Origin of the sequence: Stenotrophomonas maltophilia group sp. Smal17 (assembly GCF_030237045.1) — a bacterium.
GTDB classification, from domain to species: domain Bacteria; phylum Pseudomonadota; class Gammaproteobacteria; order Xanthomonadales; family Xanthomonadaceae; genus Stenotrophomonas; species Stenotrophomonas forensis.
Genome location: NZ_JASJSU010000148.1, coordinates 1 through 5479 on the forward strand (window position 1 = coordinate 1; position 5479 = coordinate 5479).

4 protein-coding genes are annotated in these 5479 nt (G+C 69.6%); 2 read left to right on the top strand and 2 right to left on the bottom strand.

The window, feature by feature from the left end:
* Window positions 1–1119, top strand: a 1119-nt coding sequence (locus QRO93_RS20990; protein WP_285304347.1) for a sensor histidine kinase KdpD, incomplete at its 5' end; no start/stop codon positions are given.
* On the opposite strand, the gene QRO93_RS20995 is transcribed toward QRO93_RS20990, so the two are convergent.
* Window positions 1116–2462 carry an ATP-binding protein gene (locus QRO93_RS20995; RefSeq protein WP_053448689.1) on the bottom strand — a complete coding sequence of 449 codons (1347 nt, stop codon included), beginning with the start codon at window positions 2460–2462 and terminating at the stop codon, window positions 1116–1118. The genes QRO93_RS20990 and QRO93_RS20995 overlap by 4 nt on opposite strands.
* Window positions 2459–3148, bottom strand: a complete 690-nt coding sequence (locus QRO93_RS21000) for a winged helix-turn-helix domain-containing protein (RefSeq protein ID WP_053448690.1) — start codon at window positions 3146–3148, stop codon at window positions 2459–2461. The genes QRO93_RS20995 and QRO93_RS21000 overlap by 4 nt, the downstream gene beginning before the upstream one ends.
* Window positions 3149–3494: 346 nt before the next feature.
* Between QRO93_RS21000 and asnB the strand changes: the two genes are divergently transcribed.
* A complete protein-coding gene (asnB, locus tag QRO93_RS21005; RefSeq protein ID WP_164086239.1) occupies window positions 3495–5396 on the top strand; it encodes an asparagine synthase (glutamine-hydrolyzing) in 1902 nt (633 codons plus the stop codon).
* Window positions 5397–5479 lie beyond the last annotated feature (83 nt).

Sequence of the window (5479 nt, forward strand, 5' to 3'; positions counted from 1 at the left end):
GTGGCCGCCGCGCCGCTGCCGATCCTCGGCGACGATCCGCGCAGCGCGGATGGCCGCAAGGTATTCAGTGCCGCGCCGTTGATCGTGCAGGGCCGTCAGGCGGGTTACGTGTACGTGGTGCTGGTCGGCGAGCACCGGCAGATGCTGGCCGACGATCTCGCCGCCGGCAGCCAGTGGAACACCACCTGGTGGTCGGTAATGCTGGTTGGCAGCCTCGGCCTGCTGGCCGGGCTGGTGGCGTTCTACTGGGTGACCCGCCCGCTGCGGCGGCTGACCCGGCGCATCCAGGCCTTCGACATCGACGCACCGACGCCACTGCCGCCACCGGAGCCACTGCGCCCCGGCGAGCGCGACGAGCTGGTGATCCTTGAGCACGCACACGCGCAGATGGCGCAGCGGTTGGGTGAACAATGGCAGCAGCTGCGCCAGCAGGACCTGCAGCGGCGCGAGCTGGTGGCCAACATCTCGCATGACCTGCGTACGCCGTTGTCGTCGCTGCACGGTTATCTGGAAACGCTGGCGCTGAAGGACGCCACGCTGTCACCGGACGAACGCCGCCGCTACCTCGGCATCGCCCTGGCGCAGAGTGCCAAGGTCGGTCGGCTGGCGCGCGCGCTGTTCGAGCTGGCGCGGCTGGAGCATGGCGAGGTACGCCTGGAATGGGAGGTCTTCGCGCTGCCGGAGCTGCTGCAGGACGTGCTGCAGAAGTTCGAACTTGCCGCGCAGGCGCGCAACCAGCGCCTGCATGCCGACTTCCCGCCGGGCCTGCCGCTGGTGCGCGCCGACCTGGGCCTGGTCGAGCGCGTGCTGACCAATCTGCTCGACAACGCGTTGCGGCATGCGCCCGAGGGAGGCCGGATCGAGGTGTGCCTGCGCGCGACACCCGACAGCGTCGAGGTCAGCGTCGCCGACGATGGCCCCGGCGTGGCGCCAGCGCTGCGCACGCAGCTGTTCCAGGCACCGGCCGCGCTGGGCGCGCGACGCGGCGAGAACGGCGGGCTGGGCCTGTTGATCGTGCAGCGCATCGTGCAGCTGCACGGTCGTCGCATCGAACTGCGTGACAGCGAACGTGGCGCACTGTTCGTGTTTGCCCTGCCGCGCGCGGAACCGGCGGGCTAGCAGGCCGTATCGCCTTCTACTACGCCGCCGGTTTCCAGCGGCAGGTGCAGGCGGATGCAGGCGCCGCCCAGGTCTGAATCGGTTACCTCGACGTGGCCGCCATGCTTGTCGGCCACTACCTGCACCAGCGCCAGGCCAAGCCCGAAGCCGGGGCTGCCCGGGTCCAGCCGCACGTAAGGCTGCAGCACCTGGCCGCGCAGTTCCGGCGCGATGCCGGGGCCGTCATCCTCCACCTGCAGGCACAGCCAGCCATCGTTCACCGTGCTGGTGATGCGGATCTGCCGGCGTGCATAGCGCAGCGCATTGCCGAGCAGGTTGCGCAGCGCCAGTTCCAGCATGTGCCGGTTGACGTTGACCAGGCCCACCGGCGACAGCACCTGCTGCACCGGCATCGGCAGCGGGGCGAACTGGGCGATCACGCCGCGCACCAGCGCCGCCAGCTGCAGGCGCTGGCGGGTCAGCTGGTGGCAGCGGCCGAGGGCAGCGTACTCGACGCCGGCGTCGGTGAGGTGCTGCAGCCGGTCGACATCGGTGCGCAGGCCGCCCAATGCATCGCGCTGGAGCTCATCCAGCGCGGTGTCCTCGAGGTCGGCCAGGCCGAAACGCATCCGCGCCAGCGGGGTGCGTACCTCGTGCGCCACGGCCTGCGCCAGCACGCGTTGGCTTTCCAGCAGCTGCTGCAGCTGTTCGGCCATGTGGTTGAAGGCATTGGCCAGTGGCCGTACCAGCGCGGTACCGGCACGCGGCGCGCGCGTGTCGAGCTGGCCATCGCGCATCTGACGCGCCGCCTGGGCCAACTGCGAGACGTCGCGCCACAGGCGGTAGACCATCACGTACATCGGCAGGGCCACCGCCACCATCAGGATCAGCAGCAGGATCGCCACGCCGGAGACTTCGCTGTCCTGCCATCCCTCCTCAGGCAGTGCTTCGTCCAGCGGCCCCAGCATTACCGCGTAATCGCTGTCGCCGATCCGCTGCAGGCTGCGCATGTGCTCCAGGTCGATCTGCACACGGCCGTTGTTGAACGGCGGGCGCTGGCTGGCAGGCAGCTCCTTCACCGCCTCGGCCAGCGGCACCATGCGCAGCGCGTAGGCGAAATCGGCGTCGAGTTCGCGCGCCAGCACCGGCCACTGCTCGCGCGGGGTTTCGGCGAAGCGGTGCTGCAGCAACGCATGGGTGCCGCGCATCTCGGCCTGCAGGCCGGCTTCGGTGCGGTCTTCCAGCAGCGCGTCCCACGCCCACAGACCAAGCACGATCAGCAGAAGGTGGGCGACCAGGAAGCCGATGCCATAGCGCAGGAAGTGGAAGGCGTGGCCGCGCATCGCCGAGGGGGTTCGCTTCATCCCCATGCCGAGCGGCTGAACAGGTAGCCGCGTCCGCGGACGGTCTTGATCCGTTCCGGTTGTTCCGGGTTGTCGCCCAACTTGCGGCGCAGGCGCGAGATGCGGGCATCAATCGAGCGGTCCAGCCCATCGAAGGCGATCCCGCGCAGGCCGCGCAGCAGGGCGTCGCGGTCGAGGATCTGGCCGGCGTTGCTGGCCAGCAGGAACAGCAGGTCGAACTCGGCGGTGGTCAGTTCCAGCAGGGCACCCTGCAGGTGCACATTGCGCGTGGACGGGTCGATGCTCAGCTCGCCGAAGCGCAGGCTGCCGTCGCGCGGCTCGACCCGGCGGTGGCGGCGCAGGTGGGCGCGCAGGCGGGCCAGCAGCACCCGCGGTTCGATCGGCTTGCCGATGTAGTCGTCGGCGCCCAGTTCCAGCCCCAGGACCTGGTCGATGTTGTCGGTTCGGGCGGTCAGCACGCAGATGATGCCGTCATAGTGGGGCCGTATCTGCCGACACACTTCGAAACCATCCTGGTCGGGCAGGCCGACATCGAGCAGGACCAGGGCCGGCTTTTCGGCCAGGATCCGGGCCACGGCGCGCTCGCCGCTGCGCTCGTGGGCGACCTGGTAACCATGCCGCTGCAGATAGTCACTGACCATCGTTCCCAGGCGGGCATCGTCTTCGACCAGTACGATATCCAGCATTTTCAAGGCCTCCGTGGACGCAAACGTACCGCCACGGCACGAGCGCGGCGATGCTATCCCAGCCATAGGGCCGCCCGGGTCCAGGGGGCGGGCGCCATTCAGCCGGGGTTGCTGGCGCACGGGCCGGGTCTCAGCCCCGGCAACCACTTGGCGCCAAGCATAGCCGGTTGCCGTTACAAAACGTTACCTTCGTCACACGTCTGGTGACGATCGCTGACAGCAATGCGACTGACGCGGGGCGGGCGCGGGCCGAGCATGGAGTCTCCTCCGTTCCGCGTGCCGTTCCCATGTCGCCCGCCAACCTCTGCCTGCCGTGCCTGTCCCGCCGCCACTGCGGAGGTGCCCGATGAGCGGCGTGGTCGGGGCCTGGTTGCCGCCCGCCGAAGACGAGCACCTGCTGCAGCAGCTGGCGCCGATGCTGCGCGCGTTGCAACAGCGCGGCCGGGGTCGCATCGGCTACTGGACCGATGCCGAGGCCGGCCTGGCACTGGGCCATTGCCGGGCGCCGACCGATACGCCCCTGCAACCGCTGAGCTCGGACTGCGGCCGCTACGTGCTGTGCCTGGACGGACGCCTGTACAACCGCGCCGACCTGCAGGCACAACTGCGCGATCTGCCGCGCAACTGCAGCGATGCGCGGCTGCTGCTGCAGGCGATCGTCGAGTGGGGCGTGGAGCGGGCGCTGTCGCGCATCGAGGGCGCCTTTGGTTTCAGCGTGTGGGACCGCGAGTCGCGCGCGCTGTGGCTGGCCCGCGACCCGGTGGGCGAGCGGCCGCTGTACTACGGCTGGTACCAGGGCAGGTTCCTGTTCGCGTCGGAGCTGAAGGCGCTGCAGGCCTTTGAGGGTTTCTCGCCAAGCATCGACCAGGATGCCCTGAGCCTGCTGCTGCGCCATGACTACGTGCCGGCGCCGCACACCATCTACCGTGGCATCCACAAGCTGGTGGCCGGCGCGATGTTGCGCATCGACATGAATGACCATGCTGCGGGGCACTCCGGCATGGCCGCGCAGGGCGGTTCGCGTTACTGGTGTGCACGCGATGCGATGCACAGCGCGCTGCAGGAACCCCTGCAGCCGGCGCCGAGCCTGGAGCAGGCCACCGACCAGCTGGAGGCGGTACTGCAGAAGGCCATCGCTGCACGCATGCACTCGCCGCTGGCCTGCGGCGCGTTCCTGTCCGGCGGCACCGACTCCTCGCTGGTGACGGCGATGATGCAGGCGCAGTCGACCCTGCCGATCGAAGCGTGGACGGTCGGCTTCGACGATCCGGGCCACGACGAGAGCGATTGGGCTTCGCAGGTGGCGCGCCACCTGGGCGTGCAGCACCACCTGCACCGGATGGACGCGCGCCAGGGCCTGGACCTGCTGCAGCGGCTGCCGCAGGTCTGGTGCGAGCCGTTCGCCGACGCCTCGCAGCTGCCGACACTGCTGGCCAGTGAACTGCTGGGTGCGCGCAAGCCGGTGGCATTGACCGGTGACGGTGGCGACGAACTGTTCTTCGGACATCCCAGTTATGGCCGCGCGCTGCGCAATGCGCGCCTGTGTGGTGGCCTGCCGGACTGGGTACGTGACCTGGCGCGGCGCAGCGGCAACCGCATGAACGTCGAGCGTGGCCGCCTCGGTGGCTGGCGCGCACTGGTGGCCGAGGTCGCCGCCAACGATGTGGAAGGTCATTACCTGCAGCGCGTGACCCGCTGGCGGCAGCCGGCGCAGGTGGTGCTGGGCGCGCGCGAACCGGTGACGATCTTCCAGCAGCAGGACACGGCGCTGCCGGCCGAGGCGCGCATCCAGCTGCTCGATTTCCGCATGGATCTGGCCGAAGGCATTCTCGCCAAGGTCGATCGCGCGGGCATGGCGGCGGGCGTTGAAACCCGTGCGCCGCTGCTGGACATGGAGGTGGTGCGCCTGGCCTGGCGCCTGCCGCAGCATCTGAAGTACCACGATGGCGAGCACAAGCTGATTTTGAAGCACCTGCTGGCGCGCTACCTGCCCGAGCCGCTGGTGTACCGCCCCAAGCGCGGCTTCGGCCCGCCGATGGCGCGCTGGCTGGCGGGTCCGCTGCGTGATTGGGCCGAGGCGCTGCTGGATCCGCAGCTGCTGCGCAACCAGGGCTGCTTCGATGCGGTGCGCGTGCGCGGCATCTGGGAGGCGTTCCTGCGCGGCGAGCGCAAGTGGCACACGCACTTGTGGAACGTGCTGATGTTCCAGGCGTGGCACCAGCATTGGCACGGTGGTCGCGGGCGCTGAGGTTCCTTCGCGGATTGTTCTGCGCGGCGCAGGGCGGAGGCCCTTGCGTACGAATGTCCTCCGGCGCCGGCCGTTGGCCGTCA

What these genes read in the sequence shown, in the direction of transcription:
- asnB (WP_164086239.1), top strand. Translation starts at nt 3,495, where the DNA reads ATGAGCGGCGTGGTCGGGGCCTGGTTGCCGCCCGCCGAAGACGAGCAC.
- QRO93_RS21000 (WP_053448690.1), bottom strand. Translation starts at nt 3,148, where the DNA reads ATGCTGGATATCGTACTGGTCGAAGACGATGCCCGCCTGGGAACGATG.
- QRO93_RS20995 (WP_053448689.1), bottom strand. Translation starts at nt 2,462, where the DNA reads ATGAAGCGAACCCCCTCGGCGATGCGCGGCCACGCCTTCCACTTCCTG.